Below are 2,158 nucleotides of genomic sequence, written 5' to 3' on the forward strand. Positions count from 1 at the left end.
TCGAATGGTTGTTGTATTTTTGGCAAGGCGCAATGCTTGCAGAAAGGAAAAGTTAGCAATCAATGCGCAGAAAAATCAAAAAGCAAGGTAACATTTTGCTTTGCTACGACACATATATTAAACGTTATCTCTTATTAAAAAAACAAAAAGATCTGAAAGCAATATTAGAAAATAGAGTAAAGGCATTTATTATTGATTATCTGATTATGGCAATAATCGGATTTATAATTTTCTCACTAACTTCTGACTTGTTCATTTCAATGATGATTGTTTATCCTATTACAATGAATAAGGATTTTCTAAATGGAAAAAGTATTGGTAAACGGATATTCGGAATTCAAGTACATAATCTGACTGACCAAAAAGCGGACGAATGGAAAAGCTCGTTGCGGAATTTTTTACTAATTATACCAATCGATTTGATTTTCACATTTGTTAGTCCAATACAAAGAATCGGAGATAGAATTGCGAACACAAAAATCGGAATTGAGAATCAACGCAATTTAAAAACGATTGGTTCGGAATTAAATAATTACACAGTAAATAAAGAATTAGTTTTCGGATTAATATTCGGAATGGCCAATATTTATGGACTTTTATGGTTCTATGGATTCTTATTTACGAATATAATGATACAATAAAAACAAGAGATAACAAGATGTATAAATCATAGTGGCTACGCCACAACGATTCATACATGCAACGTTATGCTGTATTAAAAAAAACTCAAAATGTCATTATCTGAAAAAAAATGGTTTGACTTAGTTAATTTATTTGACATTAATCTTTCTATTAAATATACTATTATAGATAAATTATTTTTACAGAAAGATATCGAAGGGTATTTAAATGATAAATATCTTGTAGACGCATTTGATGAAGTTGATAAGAATTTAGTTTTACTGGACAACCCAAGTAAATTCATTTTTTTAATAAGAATAAGAGACGGTATTAGATTAATGTATGAAAACTTTAAAATTGTTTATCCTAATAAAAAAAACAAGGATGTATTATTAGAGGAATTCGCTACTTTTCAAAGAGGTAAAAGGTGGCTTAAAGAAAATGGAATTAATGAACCAGACGGATTAAATAAAGAATATTTTATTAAATTTTATAATTCACTTTTCTTATTACATTATAATATCGAAATCGAACTAAATGAGCTAATATCAAGAGTTCCACTTCAATCTATAAAATCAGAAGAAATAAATTTAAAGTCAAATTTGAAAAGAAAACTCGAACAAAAAAAAGAGTTTATAAACAACTATTATATTACTGGAGGAAAAAATGTCATTTCAAATAGTATTGAATCGATAGTATTTTCTCCCGATGATGATATTAAGCATAACATAGAACCTCTTGAAATTATAAAAACTATTTGCATTCACTTTAAATCTCTTATTGAGAATAATGGATTGTATAAATTAATATACGAAAATGATAAAGTATCGATTAAACATGAGAATGTTCCTCAAAAGCTATTTTTTTCAATAAGCCAAGTTTATTGTATAGCTAATAATATTGATGTTAGTCCAGAAACAAATTCTGGTGCAGGCTCAGTTGATTTTAAATTTTCTGTAGGATTTAAGCAAAAGGTGAATGTAGAATTAAAGTATTCAAAAAACCCAAAGCTGATAGATGGTTTTAAATTACAAATAGAGGCGTATAATAGAGCAGAAAAAACTGATAAATCTTTTTACATAGTACTAAATGTTGATGACAACTCTAAGCTTGATGATTTATTAGTAATATTTAAAGAAGAAAAATCAAAAAACAAAAAGCTTCCTGAGCTCATAATAATAGATTCAAAATACAAAGAATCTGCAAGTAAATTGAAAAACAACACAGCATAACACTATATATAGCAAATTGTGCGATTAGTGCTTAATCCAAAAGTTGTTGCTTGTTTGCAAAGTCGCCAAATCTTTTGATTTGGTATTAAAAGAGAAAAATTAAAACAAAATACAAAAGATTTGGCTTGTGGCTAAACCGAAAGTAATCGCTTGTTTTCTGCCCAACTTGCCATATATTTAACGTTGTAGTGCATCGAAAAATGAATCAAGAAACTAAAATATGCGTTGAATGTGAATCTGAATACTTTAAAAATAATTCAGAAATGATTGCAATTTGTCCTGATTGTGCTCATAAACTTTACGGA

General features: G+C 27.7%; 2 protein-coding genes. Both read left to right on the forward strand.

From position 1 onward, the window contains the following. Window positions 1–62 precede the first annotated feature (62 nt). Window positions 63–641: an RDD family protein gene (locus ACFSR1_RS08155; protein WP_378291423.1), complete on the forward strand. Its 579-nt coding sequence runs from the start codon at window positions 63–65 to the stop codon at window positions 639–641. 90 nt (window positions 642–731) lie between these two features. Next, the gene (locus tag ACFSR1_RS08160; RefSeq protein ID WP_378291425.1) at window positions 732–1,853 is read left to right on the forward strand and encodes a hypothetical protein; all 1,122 of its coding nucleotides are present in this window, start codon (window positions 732–734) and stop codon (window positions 1,851–1,853) included. Window positions 1,854–2,158 lie beyond the last annotated feature (305 nt).

The sequence above is a fragment of the Aquimarina rubra genome (genome assembly GCF_042684305.1).
Taxonomy (GTDB): domain Bacteria; phylum Bacteroidota; class Bacteroidia; order Flavobacteriales; family Flavobacteriaceae; genus Aquimarina; species Aquimarina rubra.